This window comes from Jatrophihabitans fulvus, from assembly GCF_054781375.1.
Genome location: NZ_BAAGUN010000001.1, coordinates 1,446,332 through 1,463,133, shown reverse-complemented (window position 1 = coordinate 1,463,133; position 16,802 = coordinate 1,446,332). Strand labels below are relative to the sequence as shown.

The window sequence follows — 16,802 nt, the reverse complement described above, 5'->3', positions numbered from 1 at the left end:
CAGCACATGACCACGATCCAGAGCGCGCACACCGTCATCCGCTCGGAGAAGAAAGAGGTCGTGCTCGGGCACGACAAGCCCTTCTGCATCATCGGCGAGCGCATCAACCCGACCGGTCGCAAGATCTTCCAGGAGCAGCTGCGCAGCGGCGACATGTCCGCCATCGAGCGTGACGTCGCCGCGCAGGTCGCCGGGGGTGCCGACGTCCTGGACATCAACATGGGCGTGCCGCTGACCGACGAGGCCGACCTGCTGGCCCGCGCCGTCACGATGGTGCAGGAGCTCACCGACCTGCCGATCTGCATCGACTCGTCCGTGGTCGAGGCGCTCGAGGCCGGCCTCGCGGCGTACAAGGGCCGCGCGCTGGTCAACTCCATCACCGCCGAGGACGAGCGGATGGCCGAGATCCTGCCGCTCGTCAAGAAGTACGACGCCGCCGTGGTCGCGCTGCCGAACGACCACGACGAGATCCCGATGGAGGCCGACAAGCGCATGGAGCTCGTCGCCAAGATCGTGCGGGTGGCGACCGAGGAGTACGGCATCGCGCGCGACGACATCGTCATCGACCCGCTCGCCATGCCCATCGGCGCCGACACGAACTCGGCCATCGCGACGCTCGAGACCATGCGCCGCATCCGCGACGAGTACGGCCTCAACATGACGTGCGGCGGTTCGAACGTCTCGTTCGGCATGCCCGGACGGCACGCCATCGGTGCCGCGTTCCTGCCCATCGCGATGGCCAACGGCCTCACCAGCGCGATCATGGACGCCCGCACGCCGCTGATCGTCGAGGCCGTCCGCGCCGCCGACCTGGTGTTCGGCAAGGACGAGTGGGGCATGAACTGGATCGCGAGCCACCGCGCCAAGCAGGCGGCCGCAGGCTCATGAGTGCCCGTCCGGTCGACCCGGACGAGATCTACGGGCGCTTCGGCCGCGAAGGGCTCCTGGTCCCGCCCGTCGGCACCAACCCCGACGCCGGTGCCGCGCACGACGGCACCGGCCGGGTCGAGCTGACGCTGCTGCCCGCCGACCGCAAGATCCGCGTTCCCCCGGGCGTCACCGTCTTCGACGGCGCGAGCTGGAACGGCATCGCCATCGACTCGACGTGCGGCGGCCACGGCACCTGCAAGAAGTGCAAGGTGCAGATCACGTCCGGTTCGGTTCCGATCTCACGGCTTGACGCCCGCGCGTTCACCGCGGACGAGTTGCGCGGCGGATGGCGGTTGGCCTGCCTGGCGCAGGCCACCGCCGACCTCACCGTCGAGGTCCCGCCGCTGCAGACCCGTCCGAAGGCGGCGACGGTCGGGGTCGGACGGCAGGTGATCCTGCGACCGGCGGTGCAGAAGCGCTACCTCGAGTTGGACGAACCAACCCTGTCGGACCAGCGCAGCGACCTCGAGCGCGTCCTCGACGCCATCGACGACCTCGAACTCCACGCCGACCTGCACGTGCTGCGGCGACTGCCGAAGGTGTTGCGCGAGTCCGACTTCAAGGTCACCGCGGTCGTGGTCGACGAGACGCTCGTCGACGTCGAGCCCGGCGACACCCGGCAGCGGATGTTCGGCCTCGCGGTCGATCTGGGCACGACCACCGTCGTCGCGACCCTGCTCGACCTCTCGACGGGTACCCCGGTGGCGGTGAGCTCGCGCCTGAACCGGCAGCAGCCGTTCGGCGGCGACGTCATCACCCGCATCAGCGCCACGATGATGGACCCCGAGGCACTGGGACGGCTCGAGAAGGCCGCGCACGAGACGCTCGCCGAACTGTGTTCCGAGGTGTGCGCCGAGGGCGGCGTCGACCCGTCCGAGGTCTACGAGGTCGCGCTCGCCGGCAACGCGACCATGACCGCGCTCGCCCTCGGCATCGACCCCGAGCCGCTCGGCGTCGCGCCGTTCGTGATGACGAGCCCGGCGCCGCCGGTGGTGCCGGCGTCCGACATCGGGCTCGCGCTGCACCCGGGCGCGCGCGTCACCGTCTTCCCGGCGCTCGGCGCGTACGTCGGGGGCGACATCGTCGCCGGCATCCTCGCCACCGGCATGGACCGCGACAAGCGGCTGCGGCTGTTCGTCGACGTCGGCACCAACTGCGAGATCGTCCTCGGCGACGGCGACCGCCTGCTGGCCACCGCGGCGCCGGCGGGACCCGCGTTCGAGGGCGGCGCGATCCGCTGCGGCATGCGCGCCGCGGAGGGCGCCATCGAGACCGTCCGCATCACCGACGAGGGCGTCGACCTCGGCGTCATCGGCGACGTCGCCGCCGCGGGCCTGTGCGGGTCCGGGCTCGTCGACGCCGTCGCCGAACTCGTCCGCGTCGGACTGATCGACAGGTCCGGGCGGTACGTCACCACCGAGCAGGCCGCCGAGCTGCGCCCGGGGCTCGCGCACCGGCTCACCAGCATCAACGACGAGCGCATCTTCCGGCTCGACGACCGCGAGGACGGCGTCTACCTGTCGCAACGGGACATCCGCGAGCTGCAGTTCGCCAAGGCCGCCATCGCCACCGGCTGGCAACTGCTCGTCGAGGAGTTCGGCATCGAGCCGTCCGAGATCCAGCAGGTGCTGCTCGCCGGGTCGTTCGGCAGCTACCTCTCGCCCGCCGCGGCGATCCGCGTCGGGCTCGTCCCCAAGCTGCCGGTGCTGCGCATCGTGTCGGCCGGCAACGTCGCCGGCGAGGGCGCGAAGATGGCCCTGCTCAGCCGCCGCGAGCGCGAGGGCGCCGCGGCCCTGCGGGAGGAGGTGCGCTACGTCGAGCTCAGCGACCGTCCCGACTTCAACGACAAGTTCGTCGACCAGCTCGCCTTCCCGGTCTGAGCGCACCGCGCTGATCGCGTGCGGCGCCCTGTCACAGCCGGCGCAGGAGATCGTCGCCCGCCGCGGCTGGCCGGTCGACGTGCACCCCCTGCCGCCGCTGCTGCACAACCAGCCGCAGCGCATCGCCGGTGCCGTCGAGACACTGGCGGACGAGCTTTCGCGCGCCTACGCGCATATCGCGGTCGGCTACGCCGACTGCGGCACGTACGGCGCCCTCGACGAGGTTTGTGAACGGCGTGGCTTCCGTCGGCTGTCGGGCCTGCACTGCTACGACGTCTTCGGCGGGGCCTCGCGGGTGGCGCAGTTGTTCGAGGCGCAACCCGGCACCTACGTGCTCACCGACTTCCTCGTCCGCTCGTTCGCCCGCACGGTCGTGCAGGAACTCGGCCTCGACCGGTATCCGGAGCTGCGGGACGACTACTTCGGCAGCTACACGCGCGTCGTCTGGCTCGCTCAGCAGCCGGACGACGAGCTGCATGCGCTCGCGCGGCAGGCGGCCGATCGCATCGGCCTGCCCCTGACCGTGATCGACACCGGACACGCAGGCCTGGAACGGGAACTGGCAGCCTTGGTGGCGTGTCCCTCGATGTAGCCGCCGTCCGTTCGGCCTTTCCGTCCCTCGCGTCCGGCACCGCCTTCTTCGACGGTCCCGGCGGCTCGCAGACACCGTCGGTCGTCGCGGCCGCCGTCGCCGGCACGATGACGTCGGCGATCGCGAACCGGGGCACGGTCACGGCGGCCGAGCGGACGGCCGAGGCGGTCGTCCAGGACGCGCGGTCGGCCATGGCCGACCTGCTCGCTGCCGACCCGCGCGGTGTCGTGTTCGGACGCAGCATGACCCAGCTGACGTTCGACCTGGCGCGCACGCTCGCGTCCGGATGGGGTGAGGGCGACGAGATCGCGGTGAGCCGGCTCGACCACGACGCGAACGTGCGTCCGTGGGTGATCGCCGCCGAGCGGGCCGGGGCGGCCGTCCGCTGGATCGACTTCGACCCCGACACCGGCGAGCTGGCGCCCGAGCACGTCGCCGCCGCCGTCGGCGACCGCACCCGGCTCGTCGCCCTGACGGGCGCGTCGAACCTGCTCGGTACGCGTCCGGACCTGCCCGCGGCCGCCCGCATCGCGCACGACGCCGGAGCACTGTTCTTCGTCGACGCCGTGCACCTCGCCGCGCACACGTCGATCGACCTGGCCGCGACCGGCGCCGACGTGCTCGCCTGCTCGCCCTACAAGTTCTTCGGCCCGCACTGCGGGGTGCTCGCCGCCGCCCCCCAGCTGCTCGAGACGCTGCACCCGGACAAGCTGCTGCCCTCGAGCGACGCCGTGCCCGAGCGCTTCGAGCTCGGCACGCTGCCCTACGAACTGCTGGCCGGCACGGCCGCGGCCGTCGACTTCATCGCCGGGCTCGGCGGTGCGGGCACCACCCGGCGTGAGCGCATCGTCGCGTCGTTCGCGCTCGCCGAGGAGCACGAGGACACGCTGCGCCGCCGTATCGAGGCAGGGCTGGCCGAGCTGCCCGGCGTGACGGTCCGCTCGCGCGCGGCGCATCGCACCCCGACGCTGCTCGTGACGTTCGACGACCGTCCGGCGCGCGACGCGTACCTGTTCCTCGCCGGCCGCGGCGTGAACGCCCCCGCCGGCAGCTTCTACGCCGTCGAGCCCGCCCGCCGCATGAACCTGCCCGACGGCGGCCTGCGCATCGGCCTCGCGCCCTACAACGACGACGCGGACGCCGACCGCCTGCTCGACGGCCTGCGCGCCTTCTGCGGGGTCTGAAGATCCACGCAGGCGCGCGATCTTCAGACCGATGCGGCGCCCCGGCGCGTCCGAGGTCTGAAGATCCACGCAGGCGCGCGATCTTCAGACCGATGCGGTGCCCCGGCGCGTGCGGGGTCTGAAGATCCACGCAGGCGCGCGATCTTCAGACGGCGCTCAGCGCGACCCGGCGGCGACCTTCTCCTGCAGCCGCGCGAGCCATTGCGTGCGCCAGGCCTCGGTCTCGGCGATCTGGTTGAACGTGTAGACGTGCAGCCCGGCCACGTCGGCGCCGGGCTCGGCGAAGGCGGGAGCGGCCTTCTCGAGGAACTGCTGCCCGGTGAACCCGCCCGGCGCGGCGAGCCGGGTGAGCGTGCGACGGTGCTTGGTGAGGAACTTCGTCGACTCGCCGACGCCGATCTTCGTCGCCATGAGCAGCAGCTTGGCGCGGTCGATGGGTCCGGGGACGCCGACCAGCAGCGGCATGGTGATGCCGCGCTGCCGCATGCGCCGCAGCCACGTCGCCAGCAGGTCCGCGTCGAAGGTCAGGTTCGACACCACGTGCGCCGCGTGGTGGCGCTTGTCCCACATGGCCTGCACGACGACGTCGTCGGTGATGGTCGGGTGCGACTCGGGATAGCCGGTGACGCCGACGTGCGCGAAGGGACGGCCGAGCGCGGCGAGGTCCTCGAGCAGGTCCAGCGAGGCGCGGTAGTCGCCGGCGGGCGGGTCGGCGTCGCCGGCGGGCACGAAGACGGTGTCGATGCCCAGGGGTACGAGCCGGTCGCAGATCTCCTGCAGCTCCGTGCGCCCGGACACCATCCGGGCCGCGAGGTGCGGCACGACGCGGTACCCGGCGCCCGCGAGCCGCTCGGCGAGATCGAGCGTCGCCGCGAGCCCCTTGGACGGCGACGCGGTCACGGTGACGGGGATGTCGGTGCTCAGGTGCTCGCGCACCTGGTCCTCGCACGAGGCGGTGGGCAGCACTTCGTACCGGGTGTGGGACAGCAGCCGGACGAGGGTCTCCGTCCGCCCGCGACTGTTGCGCATCATGCAACTCGATTCGTATCGCGCACCGAATGACGTCACGGTACGACTCGGGTGCCCGGCCGACAAGAGGCGTTCAGGTGGCCGATCGTTCGGACGCGGCGCGCAGCCGGTCCTCGACCTCGGACGACTCCTCGCGGACCACGCCGGGCCGTCCCGCCCGCAGCAGTTCGCGCCAGCCGTCGACGCCCCAGCGCGACGGTTCGGTCGTCGAGAGGAAGTGTTCGAGCACGGCCACGAAGCGGTTGGGGTCGGTGCGGAACGGGAAGTGCCCGGCGCCCTCGAAGATCTCCAGCCGGCTCCCCGGCATGGCCGCGTGGGCCTGGTGCGCGTGCCCGATCGGCAGGACGCTGTCGCGCGACCCCCACATCAGCAGCGTGGGCAGCGCCCGGACGAGGTAGCAGCGGTCGAGCATCGTCACGACCTGCCCGCGCCAGTCGACGACCGCGCGCAGGGTGCGGATGAACGCCGCGCGCGCGGTCGCGTCCGGCAACGCCTCGACGACGCGGCGCAGGTCCGCGGCGTCGAGGGCCAGGCCGGCGTCGAGGCGGCCCAGCAGCGCGATGAGCGCGGTGGCCGCGACCCGCGAACCCGGCAGTCGCAGTGCCGCCAGCAGACCCTGCGCGCCGGGCAGCGTCGCCGCCCGCAGCAAGGGCGACACCCCGCGACCGGCGCCGCCGGACGCGACGAGCACCATGCGCTGCGTCTTCTCGGGGAACTGGTAGGCGAACTGCATCGCGACCCCGCCGCCGAGGGAGTGGCCCACCAGCGTCACCTCGTCGACGCCGAGCACGCCGAGCAGGTCGCGCATGCCGTTGGCGTACGCCGCGACCGAGTAGTCGGCGCGCGGCTTGTCGGACGCGCCGTGCCCCAACAGGTCCGGCGCGATCACCAGGTGGTGGCGTGCGAGGGCGGGAAGCACCGTCCGCCAGGTGGCCGAGCTGTCACCGATGCCGTGGATGAGCAGCAGCGGCGGTCCCTCACCGCCGATGCGGAAGACCCGCTTGTAGCCGTGCACCATCCGCGACTCGACACGGACCGAGGGGCCGCGCACCGGCACCGCACCGTCGATCACGCGCAGCGTCATGCCGTGATGGTCGCGTGCTCCGGTTGCGTCCCTGTTTCGTCAGAACGCGTCGGCGTTGTACCCCGTGGCCCGGCCGCGGCGGACGGCGGTGGCGAGCGGACGCAGCGCTGCGGCGCGCACGCCCACGCCGTGCGTGTCGACGGCACCGCCGACGGGGTCGGCGAGGGCGAGGTCGAGGACGGCCTGCATCCGCTCGGCCTGCGCGAGCAGCGCCACCGCGCGCGGCGGGTAGCCGGGCGGCAGGTTGAGACGCTCGCCGGCACGGCGGGCGTCGCCGAGGGCGGCCGAGAGCTCGTCGCGCCACGCGCCCACCTCGGCGGCGGCCAGAACGCTCGCCGACTCGCGGATCGCCGTCGTCAGCTCGTACTGCGCGTCGGGCACCGACTGGAAGTCCGGCGGTGCGGGGTGCACGTCGTAGACCCACCACGTGACGGCCGCGGGCGCGCTGGACGGGTGGAACTCGACCACCTCGGGCACCGCCCCGAGGCCGCCCGCGACGATCGCCTCGCCCGCCTCGAGCGCGGCGTCGCGGAACTCGGCCGGCCCGGGCAGTCCGCGCACGTCGCCCGCGGCCGGCAGCACCAGCCGGCACGGCTCGCCGGCACGGCGCAGGGCCGCCAGCAGGTCGAGCAGCGCGCCGTCGCCGAGCGACCCGGTCACGCGGTGCGGCGCGTCGTCACCGGCGACGGCGTCGAGCACCTCGTCGGGGCTCGCCGCCCCGGCGACCCAGGCGCGCGCCCACGCGGCGAGCGGGCCGGAACGCAGATCGGACACGCTGTCCGAGGGTACGGGCGTGGTTGCCGGACGTCCGCCGCTGCCACCCGTAACGTCGCTGGACGTGTCCGACAGGTATGCCGACGTCCTCGCGAACCCCCGCACCGCGGGCCGCCGTCCGCCCGTACCCGAGGTGCCCGCCGACCGCGACCTCGTCGTCGAGACGGCGGACGGGCGCTTCTGCGGCGCCGTCGTCGCGGTCGGCCGCGCCGTCGACGCGGGGGAGAAGCGCGATGTCGTCACCCTCGAGGACCGGCACGGGAAGCGCCGCGACTTCGTCATGCTGCCCGCCGCGTTCCTCGTGGACGGACGTCCGGTGACCCTCGTGCGGCCGGCTGCGGTGCAGGCCGCGCCGAGCGCGCCCGTCCGCACCGCCTCGGGGTCGTACGCGGTGACCGGGGCGAAGGCCCGCACCGCCCGGGCCAGCCGCATCTGGGTCGAGGGAGTGCACGACGCCGCGCTCCTCGAACGCATCTGGGGTGACGACCTGCGCATCGAGGGCATCGTCGTCGAGCCGCTCGGCGGCATCGACAACCTGGCCGAGGCCGTCGCCGAGTTCGGCACCGGACCCGCCCGCCGGGTCGGCGTGCTCGTCGACCACCTCGTCGCCGGCAGCAAGGAGTCGCGCATCGTCACGGCGCTGCGGGACGAGAACGTCCTCGTGACCGGCCACCCGTACGTCGACGTGTGGCAGGCGGTCAAACCCACCGCGCTGGGCATCGACGCCTGGCCGGTCGTGCCGCGCGGCACCGACTGGAAGACGGGCATCTGCGCGGCGCTCGGCGTGTCCGACCCGCGGGAGATGTGGCGCCGGGTGCTGGCGTCCGTCGACACGTACGCCGACGTCGAGGTGCCGCTGCTGCGCGCCGTCGAAGAACTGATCGACTTCGTGACGGCCGTCGAGAGCTGAGCGTCGGCCACCCCCTGTCCGGCGTCGACAGCGGCGCCGCACAGGCCCCGGTGCGATCATGGAGGGATGCCGGACTGGTTGCTGTGGCTCATCGGGGCGGGGGTGCTCGCCGCGGCGGAGACCGCCACGCTCACGTTCGTGCTCTCGATGTTCGCCGGCGGAGCCGCCGCCGGCGCGGTCACGGCCGCGCTCGGCGGGCCGGTCGCGCTGCAGATCATCGTGGCGCTGGTGGTCACGGGGCTGCTGCTCGCGACGCTGCGCCCGGTGGCGCGCCGCCACTTCACCGCGGTGGGCCCGACCCGCACCGGCACCGACGCGTTGATCGGGATGCCGGCGGTGACGTTGACGGCGGTCGACGCGCGCGAGGGACGGGTGCGGCTCAACGGCGGCGAGTGGACGGCACGCTCGTTCGACGACAGCCCCATCGCGGCGGACGTGTCCGTCCGCGTGGTGCGCATCAGCGGGGCGACGGCGTACGTACTCGCCGACGACCCCTCACTCTGAGGGAGGCAGGACATGTCCGGTGGTGTGATCGCGCTGATCGTGGTGTTGGCGCTGCTCGTGTTCGTCGTGGCCAGATCGGTGCGCATCGTGCCCCAGGCACGGGCCGGCGTGATCGAACGGCTGGGTCGCTACACCCGCACGCAGGACGCGGGGTTGACGATCCTGGTGCCGTTCGTCGACCGCATGCGTCCGCTCATCGACATGCGCGAGCAGACGGTGAGCTTCCCGCCGCAGCCGGTGATCACGTCCGACAACCTGACCGTCGGCGTCGACACCGTCATCTACTACCAGGTCACCGACCCGCGGGCGGCGACCTACGAGATCGCCAACTACATCCAGGCGGTCGAGCAGCTCACCGTCACCACGCTGCGCAACGTGATCGGCTCGCTGAACCTCGAGCAGGCGCTCACCAGCCGCGACTCGATCAACGGTCAGCTGCGCGGCGTGCTCGACGAGGCGACCGGCCCGTGGGGCATCCGCGTGGCCCGCGTCGAGATCAAGGCGATCGACCCGCCGCCGTCCATCCAGGACGCGATGGAGCAGCAGATGCGCGCCGACCGCAACAAGCGCGCGCTCATCCTCAACGCCGAGGGCCAGCGCGAGTCGTCGATCAAGACCGCGGAGGGCCAGAAGGCCGCCGCCATCCTCGAGGCCGAGGGCCGCAAGCAGGCCGCGATCCTCGCCGCCGAGGCCGACCGGCAGGCCCGCATCCTGCAGGCCGAGGGCGAGCGGGCCGCCCGCTACCTCAGCGCGCAGGGACAGGCCAAGGCCATCGAGACGACCTTCAACGCGATCCACGCCGCCAAGCCCGATCCGGCGCTGCTGGCCTACCAGTACCTGCAGACGCTGCCGCAGATCGCGCAGGGCGACGCCAACAAGATGTGGATCGTGCCGAGCGAGTTCAGCAAGGCCCTCGACGGCCTGGCCAAGCTCACCGGCAACGACGACGACGGCACGCCGTCGTGGCTGGCGCAGCAGGGCACCGGTGGCGCGCACGCGGCGACCGAGTCGACGCTCGACACCAGCGACTGGTTCGACTCGAACCTGCCGCCGGCCAAGGACCAGCCCGAGGCGCAGAACCTGCGCGCGTCCGACGATGATCCCGCGTCCATCGAGGCCCGCGTCGGCTACGGCACCGGCGCCCTGGACGAGAGTCCGCTCCCGCCCGGCGAGACCCCGCTGCCGCCGGCGGGCGACGAGGTGCCCGGCTACACCCCGCCGCCGCCGACCCAGCCGCCCTACCCGCCGCAGGGCTGACGCGTCAGCGCAGGATCGCCACCGTGTCCTTGGCCGGCACGGTGACGGTCGCCTTGCCGTTCGGTCCGACGCGGACGGTCCCGCCGTGGACCAGGTCGCGGTAGCTGCCCTGACGCAGCCCCGTCGTGAACGTCATCGTCTTCGCCTCGGTGCCGTTGTTGATCGCGACCCAGCCGCGGTCGCCGCGGGCGAAGCCGATCAGGTTGGCGCCGTCGTCCTGCCAGTTGCGGACGCGGGCGTCGCCGACCTCGTTGTGGAACCGGACCATCGCCCGCACGCCCGGGTCACGGTCGACGCACACCCAACCCGACGAGCAGTCGGTGTCGGTGATGATGCCGTCGGCCGTGGCCGGCGGTGAGTCGTCCGTCGTCTGCCAGGCGAAACCGGAGAAGACCTGCGGACGGCCGTAGCCGTAGGCGAGCACGAACTGGTTGGCGATGATGTTGGTGCGACCGTCCTTGTAGTTGAGACCGTCGCCGTTGCGTTCGGTGTCGTGGTTCTGCACGAAGCTGAGCGTGCGTCCGGACGGGGTCAGTCCGGAGTTCTCGCCGAAGTCGCGCAGCGTCGCGATGCTGCCGACGTGCTCGGCGGGGTAGCTCTTGAAGGCCGCCTGCAACTGCTTCACGCCGTCGAGTCCGAGCACGGTGCCGGAGCGGACGAACGCCTGCGGCGACAAGGTGCCGGGGCCGCCGCCGAACACCTCGAGCGCCCAGTACGGACGCGTCCCGTCGACGGTCTTGCGCAGTTTCGCGTAAATCGCGTCGAGGTCACGCTGCCCGACGTGCTTCGCGGCGTCGACGCGGAAGCCGGAGACGCCGTACGAGAGCAACTTGTTGAGATACCCGGCGAGGGTGGCGCGCACCTTCGGGGTGTCGGTGCGCAGGTCCGAGAGACCGACCAGCTCGCAGTTGAAGACCTGCTGCTGGTTGTTGAAGTCCTCGATGCCGCCGGACGCCGACGGGCAGTCGCCCGAGTACTTGTGGAAGTCGCGGTTCTCGTAGAGCCCGGCGTACCGGTAGCGCTCGTAGGTCACGCCGCCGTAGGACGTGTCGCCCTGCCCGGTCATGTGATTGAGGACGGCGTCGACGATGACCTGCACACCTGCCTTGCGGCAGGTCGTGACCATCTGCCTGAACTGCCGCTCGGTGCCCATGCGACTGGTGAGGGCGTAGCGCACCGGCTGGTACACCTCCCACCACGGGTTCAGCACCGTGTCGCTGCCGTCGCCCAGCTTCGTGCGCTTCAGCGAGTCGGCCGGGGGCGACACCTGCACGGCCCCGTACCCGGACGGGCCGAGCACGGTGCGGCACTCGCGTGCCACGGAGTTCCAGTTCCACTCGAACAGGTTCGCGACCACGCTGCGCGCCTCGCGCGCCTGTGCGGGACGGTGGCTCTCCGGCCGCGCCTGCGTGGGCTGGACCGCCACCGCCAGCGTCCCTGCCGTGGCCAGTGCGATCGCTGCGGCCGCGAATCCGACGTGCCTGCGCCTCATGGGTCCCCCTCGACCTCGATGTCCGGAATGGGCTTCCTATCCCGAGGCCGAGCCGGCAGTCAACGTCCGGTCAGAAATGCGTCTGGTTGATGGGCGGACGCGGTGTCGAGAACATCAGGTCCGCGAGGGCGAGGGCTCCGGGCGCGAGCTCCTCGACGCCGCCGGCGAGGGCCAGGGTCGCGAGCCGGTGACCACCCAGGTACGCCGACGCCAGCGACCGCTGGGTGACGCGCAGCTGCGCGGCCGCCGCGGTCGGTTCGCAGTGCGCCCCGTCGGCCGACGCCGTCAGGGCGACGGTGCCCGCGCCGTAGCCGGCACCGTCGGTGTCGACGACGTCGAGCACCAGCTCGCCCGGCACCGCGTACGCCCGAGCGCCGAGCGCCGCGGGCACGTCGAGCAACCGCACCCACAGCGCGTCCAGGGTCGCCGTCTGCAGCAGCGCACGTCCGTCCGGCAGCAGCCAGCGCACGGGCTCGTCGACCGGACGGTCGTCGAGCAGCACCTCCTCGACCGCGTCGATGCCGGCGAGGTAGGACCACAGGTCGCGGTACGCGGTGTCGGACGCCGCGACGAACTCGGTGACCGTGACGGCGCCGAAGCGGTTGTCGAGGTCGAAGTCGCGGGTCACGCGCCACCCCAGCAGGCCGTCGACCGCGCCGTCGGTCTCGTGCACGACCCACATCGCGGTGGTGCCGGGCACGGCGGTGAAGCCGGAGGCGCCGAGGCGCCGCGGCCACCAGACGCCGTCGCGGTCCATCTGGCCGGCGTGGCCGCGGCGGGCAAGGGCGAAGACGTCCGGCGCGAGCGCCGCCACCTCGTCGGCCGTGGCCGGGCGGACGGACGTCGGGTCACCGCCCGCCGGCGCCGCCCCGGGCCCGCGCGTGCGGTAGGTGTAACGGCCGAGCTGCACGGCCGGCGCGTAGCCGTAGCGGCCGTAGATCGGCCACTCCGCCGCGATCAGCACGCTGAGCGCGTCACCGCGGTCGCGGGCGTCGGCGAGCGACTGCGTGATCATGCGCCGCAGCAGGCCGCGGCGACGGTGCGTGGCCGACACCGAGACGCCCGTGACGGCGTCGACGGGCACGACGTTCGTCGACCCGTCCGCGCCCGGCACCGTGATCGTGCGCGCCTCGGTGGCGAGCGTGCCGACCACCGCGCCGTGGTCGACGACCGCCCACAGCCGGTCCGGGTTCCAGGTGCGCACCCGATTGCTGCGCCGGGCCGCCATCTCGGGGGAGTCGGGATCGAACAGCAGGTTCGACCAGACCGTGCGCAGCCACGGCTCGTGCAGCTCGAGCGGGACGGGGTGGACGATCTCGGGCTCGGAGGTCACGCCTCGATGCTGTCAGCCGCCGCCAGCGGATACCCAGCGGTACTCGATCTCCGGACGGCCGCTGCCCCGGTGCCGCTGCGCCCGGGCGACGACGTTGGCGTCCGCCAGGTGCTCGAGGTAGCGGCGCGCCGTGACCCGCGAGACCCCGCACGTCTCGGCGACCTCGGCCGCGGAGGCCGCCCCCGCCTCGCGGACCGCGTGCGCCACGGCGTCCAGCGTCTCGGCGGTGACGCCGCCGGGCAGGGCGGCGCGGTCGAAGCCGCGCAGGCTGGCGAACGCGCGGTCGATGTCGGTCTGCGCGCTCACGTCCTGCTCGCCGTGCAGCTGCCGGCGGAACTCCGCGTACCGCTCGAGCTTGTCGCGCAGCGCCGCGAACGCGAACGGCTTGAGCAGGTACGACACCACCCCGAGCGACGCCGCCGAGCGCACGGCGCCGAGATCGCGGGTCGAGGTCACCGCGATGACGTCGACCTCGATGCCTCCCGCCCGCAGCACCCGGCACACCTCGAGGCCGTGCACGTCGGGCAGGTTGAAGTCGAGCAGCACGAGGTCGGGTTGTGCGGCCGGGTCGCGCAGCCGCCGCAGCGCGCCCGCGGCGTCGTGCACGACGTCCGAGACGACGAAGCCCGGTACCCGGCCCACGAGCTGCGCGTGGGCCTCGGCGATCAGCGGTTCGTCGTCGACGACCAGCACCCGGATGTCAGCCACCGGACCGCTCCGTCCGGGGCAGTCGGACGACGAGCCGGGCTCCGCCGCGCTCGGACGAACCGACCCCGACGTCACCGCCGTGCTGCCGCACGACCTGGTGGACGAGCGCGAGGCCGAGGCCCCGTCCGGCCTCGGTGGTGGCGAGCTTGGTCGACCAGCCGCGCCGGAAGGCGTCGTCGACCGCCTCCGGTGGCAGCCCGGGCCCGTCGTCGCTGACGGCGATCTCCAGGCCGCCGTCCGCGGTACCGGCCAGCCGGACGTCGACCCGCCCGGGACCGGGCGACTCGAGGCAGGCGTCGACGGCGTTGTCGACGAGGTTGCCGACGACCGTGGTCAGTTGGGTCGGCGAGAACGCAGCGAGGGGCGGGTCGTCGACCGCCTCCACCTCGACGCGGACGCCACGTTCGGCGGCGGCGGCGACCTTGCCGAGCAGCAGCGCCGCGAGCACCGGCTCGTCGACGGCGGCGACGGTGCGGTCGGTGAGCCGCTGCGACAGCTCGAGCTGCTCGGTGCCGAAGCGGATCGCGTCGTCGGTGCGGCCGGTCTCCATGAGCACGACCATCGTGTGGAGCCGGTTCGCGGACTCGTGGGTCTGCGAGTGCAACGACTGTGCCAGCGACCGCGTGGCGTCGAGCTCGCCGGTCAGCGACTCGAGCTCGGTGCGGTCGCGCAGCGTGGTCACGGTGCCGTGGCGGTGACCGGCCCGCACCGCCGCGAACCGGTCGACGACCAGCACCCGGTCCCCGGTGAGGTGCAGCTCGCCGCGCACCTCGTGCTCATCGGTCAGCAACGTGCGGACGGCCGGGGACAACGGCAGGTCGGCCACCGGCCGGTCGCGGACGTCCTCACCCATGGGCAGGCCGAGCAGCTCGGCGGCACGGTCGTTGCACACCGTGACGCGGCCGCGGCGGTCGACGACGACGATGCCCTCGCCGACCGACTGCAGCACGGCCTCGTGGGCGGCCAGGACGCCGCTCATCGTGGCCGCGTCGACTCCGCCGGTCTGCCGGCCCAGGCGCCGTCCGACCAGCGCGGAACCGAGCAGCGCGACGGCCAGCAGGGCGAGCAGGCCACCCGCGAGCCAGGGCAGCTGACGCAGCAGGCGGTCGCGGATGCGTTCGACGGTGATGCCCACCGACACGAGCGCGACGACCCTGCCGTCCGACCGCACCGGGGCGACCGCGCGTACCGACGGTCCGAGGCTGCCGGTGTAGGTCTCGGCGAAGGCGCGGCCGCCGAGGGCGGGCGCGACGGTGCCCACGTAGCGCTTGCCGACGAGGCCGCGATCGGGGTGGGTCCAGCGCACCCGCTGCGGCGACATGACCACCACGAAGGACGCCCCGGTACGGACGCGCACCTGCTCGGCGTACGGCTCGAGCCGCGCCGTCGGGTCCGGCGTGGCGACCTGTTGCACGACGTACGGGTTCGCGGCCACGGACGACGCGAGCGCGAGCATCCGGGCGCGCGCGTCATCGTCGTCACGCCGTTGCCCGACGACGACGGCACCCGCGGCGACGGCGGCGACGACCACCAGCGACAGCAGCGCCTGCAGGGCGAACAGCTGCCGCGCGAGACTCCAGCGTCCGACGCGCACGGCGGCCAGTGTGCCGCAGCCCGGCCGCGGCACGCCGTGAACACAACGAACGCAACCGTGACCGGGGGCCCCGGGAATCGGATCGTCTCTCCCACACCCCACAACGTGGCGCAGGCCACATCCCGCGACGGAGGCAGTCGATGACGATCCTGCAGCGCAAGACCGAGCGGAGCGGCCGACGCGACCGCACGCACTGGCTCTACCTCGCGGTGATCGCGGCCGTGGTCGCAGGCGTGGTGGTCGGCCTCGCCGCCCCGACGTTCGCCGTCGAGCTCAAGCCCGTCGGCGAGGCGTTCGTCGACCTGGTGAAGATGATGATCGCGCCGGTCATCTTCTGCACGATCGTGCTGGGCATCGGTTCGGTGCGCAAGGCCGCGCAGGTCGGACGGGTCGGCGGGCTGGCCCTCGGCTACTTCATCACCATGTCGACGGCGGCCCTGGCGATCGGCCTGGTCGTCGGGAACCTCGTGCACCCCGGCTCAGGGCTGCAGCTCACCCCCGAGGGAGCGGAGGCCGCCAAGGAGGCGGCCGAGAAGGGCAGCTCAGGCGGCATGGTCGACTTCTTCAAGGAGATGATCCCCGAGACGCTGCTGTCGTCCCTGACGGACGGCCAGGTGCTGCAGGCGCTCGTCGTCGCGCTGCTCGTCGGGTTCGCGCTGCAGGGTCTCGGCGACCGCGGCGCTCCCGTGCTGCGGGGCATCGAGTCGGTGCAGCGGGTCGTGTTCAAGGTGCTGGCCATGATCATGTGGGCGGCGCCGGTCGGGGCGTTCGGTGCCATGGCGGCGGTCGTCGGGCAGACCGGCGTCGACGCGCTGACCAGCCTGGCCGTCATCATGTTCGCCTTCTACGTGACCTGCTTCGTGTTCGTGTTCGGCGTGCTCGGCTCGCTGCTGCGGCTGGCGACCGGCGTCAGCATCCTCGGCCTGCTGCGTTACCTGGCGCGCGAGTTCCTGCTCATCGTGTCGACGTCGTCGTCCGAGACCGCGCTGCCGCGGCTCATCGCCAAGATGGAGCACCTCGGTGTCGAGAAGCCCGTGGTCGGCATCGTGGTGCCCACCGGGTACTCGTTCAACCTCGACGGCACCGCGATCTACCTGACGATGTCGTCGCTGTTCGTCGCCGAGGCCGTGGGCACCCCGCTCAGCTTCACCGAGCAGCTGTCGCTGCTGGTCTTCATGATCATCGCCTCGAAGGGTGCCGCCGGCGTCACCGGCGCCGGCCTGGCGACGCTTGCCGGCGGGCTGCAGGCGCACCGGCCCGACCTGGTCGACGGCGTCGGCCTGATCGTCGGCATCGATCGCTTCATGTCCGAGGCGCGGGCGATGACCAACTTCGCCGGCAACGCGGTCGCCACCGTCCTGGTGGGGTCGTGGACCAAGCAGCTCGACCGCACCCGGATGGTCGACGTGCTCGCCGGCCGGTTGCCGTTCGACGAGGCCACGATGGCGCCGGACGACGACCACGGGACGGCCGAGGTGCCGTCCGACCCGCCGGCGAAGACGCTCGTGAACGCCTGATCGACAGACGGCGG

At 72.8% G+C, this 16,802-nt stretch carries 15 protein-coding genes; 8 read left to right on the top strand and 7 right to left on the bottom strand.

The window, feature by feature from the left end; translation table 11 throughout:
• The first annotated feature begins 6 nt into the window (after positions 1 to 6).
• The 4 genes from ACYVP9_RS07175 (at position 7) to ACYVP9_RS07160 (ending at position 4,586) form a co-directional block, all read left to right on the top strand.
• Positions 7 to 888: a pterin-binding domain-containing protein gene (locus ACYVP9_RS07175; RefSeq protein WP_460604012.1), complete on the top strand. Its 882-nt coding sequence runs from the start codon at positions 7 to 9 to the stop codon at positions 886 to 888.
• The gene (locus ACYVP9_RS07170; protein WP_460604011.1) at positions 885 to 2,810 is read left to right on the top strand and encodes an ASKHA domain-containing protein; all 1,926 of its coding nucleotides are present in this window, start codon (positions 885 to 887) and stop codon (positions 2,808 to 2,810) included. Before ACYVP9_RS07175 ends, ACYVP9_RS07170 begins: the two co-directional genes overlap by 4 nt.
• 79 nt (positions 2,811 to 2,889) lie before the next feature.
• Positions 2,890 to 3,402: a DUF1638 domain-containing protein gene (locus tag ACYVP9_RS07165; RefSeq protein WP_460604010.1), complete on the top strand. Its 513-nt coding sequence runs from the start codon at positions 2,890 to 2,892 to the stop codon at positions 3,400 to 3,402.
• Positions 3,387 to 4,586, top strand: a complete 1,200-nt coding sequence (locus ACYVP9_RS07160) for a PLP-dependent aminotransferase family protein (RefSeq protein WP_460604009.1) — start codon at positions 3,387 to 3,389, stop codon at positions 4,584 to 4,586. The genes ACYVP9_RS07165 and ACYVP9_RS07160 overlap by 16 nt, the downstream gene beginning before the upstream one ends.
• A 156-nt stretch (positions 4,587 to 4,742) precedes the next feature.
• On the opposite strand, the gene ACYVP9_RS07155 is transcribed toward ACYVP9_RS07160, so the two are convergent.
• The 3 genes from ACYVP9_RS07155 to ACYVP9_RS07145 form a co-directional block, all read right to left on the bottom strand.
• Positions 4,743 to 5,615 (bottom strand): methylenetetrahydrofolate reductase, encoded by an 873-nt coding sequence (locus ACYVP9_RS07155; RefSeq protein ID WP_460604008.1) that lies wholly within the window; start codon positions 5,613 to 5,615, stop codon positions 4,743 to 4,745.
• A 73-nt stretch (positions 5,616 to 5,688) separates the two neighbouring features.
• A complete protein-coding gene (locus tag ACYVP9_RS07150) occupies positions 5,689 to 6,699 on the bottom strand; it encodes an alpha/beta fold hydrolase (protein WP_460604007.1) in 1,011 nt (336 codons plus the stop codon).
• A gap of 39 nt (positions 6,700 to 6,738) precedes the next feature.
• Complete coding sequence (locus tag ACYVP9_RS07145) at positions 6,739 to 7,473, bottom strand: hypothetical protein (protein ID WP_460604006.1); 735 nt, start codon at positions 7,471 to 7,473, stop codon at positions 6,739 to 6,741.
• 64 nt (positions 7,474 to 7,537) lie between these two features.
• Between ACYVP9_RS07145 and ACYVP9_RS07140 the strand changes: the two genes are divergently transcribed.
• From ACYVP9_RS07140 to ACYVP9_RS07130, 3 genes are all read left to right on the top strand, one after another.
• Entirely contained in the window at positions 7,538 to 8,383 is an 846-nt protein-coding gene (locus tag ACYVP9_RS07140; RefSeq protein WP_460604005.1) for a DUF3097 domain-containing protein, read from the top strand.
• Between the two features lie 66 nt (positions 8,384 to 8,449).
• Positions 8,450 to 8,887 carry an NfeD family protein gene (locus tag ACYVP9_RS07135; RefSeq protein WP_460604004.1) on the top strand — a complete coding sequence of 146 codons (438 nt, stop codon included), beginning with the start codon at positions 8,450 to 8,452 and terminating at the stop codon, positions 8,885 to 8,887.
• A gap of 12 nt (positions 8,888 to 8,899) precedes the next feature.
• Positions 8,900 to 10,144, top strand: a complete 1,245-nt coding sequence (locus ACYVP9_RS07130) for an SPFH domain-containing protein (protein ID WP_460604003.1) — start codon at positions 8,900 to 8,902, stop codon at positions 10,142 to 10,144.
• A 4-nt stretch (positions 10,145 to 10,148) separates the two neighbouring features.
• Here the strand turns inward: ACYVP9_RS07130 and ACYVP9_RS07125 are convergent, their stop codons facing one another.
• From ACYVP9_RS07125 to ACYVP9_RS07110, 4 genes are all read right to left on the bottom strand, one after another.
• Positions 10,149 to 11,636 (bottom strand): alpha-amylase, encoded by a 1,488-nt coding sequence (locus tag ACYVP9_RS07125; RefSeq protein WP_460604002.1) that lies wholly within the window; start codon positions 11,634 to 11,636, stop codon positions 10,149 to 10,151.
• A 70-nt stretch (positions 11,637 to 11,706) separates the two neighbouring features.
• Complete coding sequence (locus ACYVP9_RS07120) at positions 11,707 to 12,969, bottom strand: putative GNAT family N-acetyltransferase (RefSeq protein WP_460604001.1); 1,263 nt, start codon at positions 12,967 to 12,969, stop codon at positions 11,707 to 11,709.
• A gap of 12 nt (positions 12,970 to 12,981) precedes the next feature.
• Positions 12,982 to 13,677, bottom strand: coding sequence for a response regulator (locus ACYVP9_RS07115; RefSeq protein ID WP_460604000.1), 696 nt, complete (start codon positions 13,675 to 13,677; stop codon positions 12,982 to 12,984).
• A complete protein-coding gene (locus ACYVP9_RS07110; RefSeq protein WP_460603999.1) occupies positions 13,670 to 15,271 on the bottom strand; it encodes a sensor histidine kinase in 1,602 nt (533 codons plus the stop codon). The genes ACYVP9_RS07115 and ACYVP9_RS07110 overlap by 8 nt, the downstream gene beginning before the upstream one ends.
• Before the next feature lie 140 nt (positions 15,272 to 15,411).
• On the opposite strand from ACYVP9_RS07110, the gene ACYVP9_RS07105 reads away from it, so the two are divergent.
• On the top strand, positions 15,412 to 16,788 hold the full coding sequence (locus ACYVP9_RS07105; RefSeq protein WP_460603998.1) for a cation:dicarboxylase symporter family transporter: 1,377 nt from the start codon (positions 15,412 to 15,414) through the stop codon (positions 16,786 to 16,788).
• The last annotated feature ends 14 nt before the right edge of the window (positions 16,789 to 16,802 follow it).

Bases quoted from the DNA above. Each gene is read 5' to 3' on its own strand.
- ACYVP9_RS07125 (WP_460604002.1), bottom strand. From the start codon at position 11,636: ATGAGGCGCAGGCACGTCGGATTCGCGGCCGCAGCGATCGCACTGGCC.
- ACYVP9_RS07170 (WP_460604011.1), top strand. From the start codon at position 885: ATGAGTGCCCGTCCGGTCGACCCGGACGAGATCTACGGGCGCTTCGGC.
- ACYVP9_RS07130 (WP_460604003.1), top strand. From the start codon at position 8,900: ATGTCCGGTGGTGTGATCGCGCTGATCGTGGTGTTGGCGCTGCTCGTG.
- ACYVP9_RS07105 (WP_460603998.1), top strand. From the start codon at position 15,412: ATGACGATCCTGCAGCGCAAGACCGAGCGGAGCGGCCGACGCGACCGC.
- ACYVP9_RS07155 (WP_460604008.1), bottom strand. From the start codon at position 5,615: ATGCGCAACAGTCGCGGGCGGACGGAGACCCTCGTCCGGCTGCTGTCC.
- ACYVP9_RS07150 (WP_460604007.1), bottom strand. From the start codon at position 6,699: ATGACGCTGCGCGTGATCGACGGTGCGGTGCCGGTGCGCGGCCCCTCG.
- ACYVP9_RS07135 (WP_460604004.1), top strand. From the start codon at position 8,450: ATGCCGGACTGGTTGCTGTGGCTCATCGGGGCGGGGGTGCTCGCCGCG.
- ACYVP9_RS07175 (WP_460604012.1), top strand. From the start codon at position 7: ATGACCACGATCCAGAGCGCGCACACCGTCATCCGCTCGGAGAAGAAA.